The 1180-nt window shown below is 52.7% G+C and carries 1 protein-coding gene; it reads right to left on the reverse strand.

Features of this window, described 5'->3' with window-relative positions; genetic code table 11:
• Positions 1–10: 10 nt before the first annotated feature.
• Positions 11–1180 (reverse strand): elongation factor Tu (gene tuf, locus EOJ37_RS14265; RefSeq protein WP_127960522.1); only part of this gene is annotated, 1170 nt, incomplete at its 5' end.

Consider the following 1180-nt stretch of genomic DNA (forward strand, 5'->3'; position numbering starts at 1 on the left):
TTATCGGCGATTAAGCGATAACTTTAGCAACAACACCTGCACCTACGGTACGGCCACCTTCACGGATCGCAAAACGCAAACCGTCGTCCATCGCGATTGGGTGGATCAGGGTAACAACCATGTTCACGTTGTCGCCTGGCATCACCATCTCAACGCCTTCTGGCAGTTCGATGGTGCCGGTTACGTCAGTGGTACGGAAGTAGAACTGTGGACGGTAACCTTTGAAGAATGGGGTGTGACGACCACCTTCTTCTTTGCTCAGGATATACACTTCTGAGTCAAACTTGGTGTGTGGCTTGATTGAACCCGGCTTAGCCAGAACTTGACCACGCTCGATCTCTTCACGCTTGATACCACGCAGCAGGATACCGACGTTCTCACCTGCACGACCTTCGTCCAGCAATTTGCGGAACATTTCAACGCCAGTACAGGTTGATTTCACGGTGTCTTTGATACCGACGATTTCAACTTCTTCGCCCACTTTGATGATACCGCGCTCAACACGACCGGTTACCACGGTACCACGGCCAGAAATTGAGAACACGTCTTCGATTGGCAGCAGGAACGGCTTGTCGATAGCACGCTCTGGCTCTGGGATATAGCTGTCTAGGTGCTCAGCCAGCTCAAGGATCTTCGCTTCCCACTCAGCGTCGCCTTCCAGCGCTTTCAGGGCAGAACCACGGACTACTGGCAGGTCGTCGCCTGGGAAATCATAAGCAGAGAGCAGTTCACGCACTTCCATCTCTACCAGTTCCAGCAACTCTTCATCGTCAACCATGTCACACTTGTTCATGAATACGATGATGAAAGGTACGCCAACCTGACGACCGAGCAGGATGTGCTCACGGGTTTGTGGCATTGGGCCATCGGTTGCAGCCACAACCAGGATCGCGCCGTCCATCTGAGCAGCACCGGTGATCATGTTTTTCACGTAGTCGGCGTGCCCTGGGCAGTCAACGTGTGCGTAGTGACGGCTAGCGGTGTCATACTCAACGTGAGAGGTGTTGATGGTGATACCACGTGCTTTTTCTTCTGGTGCGTTATCGATCTGGTCGAAAGCACGCGCAGAACCGCCGAAGTGTTTTGCCAGCACGGTAGTAATTGCTGCAGTCAGGGTAGTTTTACCGTGGTCAACGTGGCCGATAGTACCAACGTTAACGTGCGGTTTTGTACGTTCAAA

It is taken from the genome of Serratia microhaemolytica, from assembly GCF_004011885.1.
GTDB lineage: Bacteria > Pseudomonadota > Gammaproteobacteria > Enterobacterales > Enterobacteriaceae > Serratia_G > Serratia_G microhaemolytica.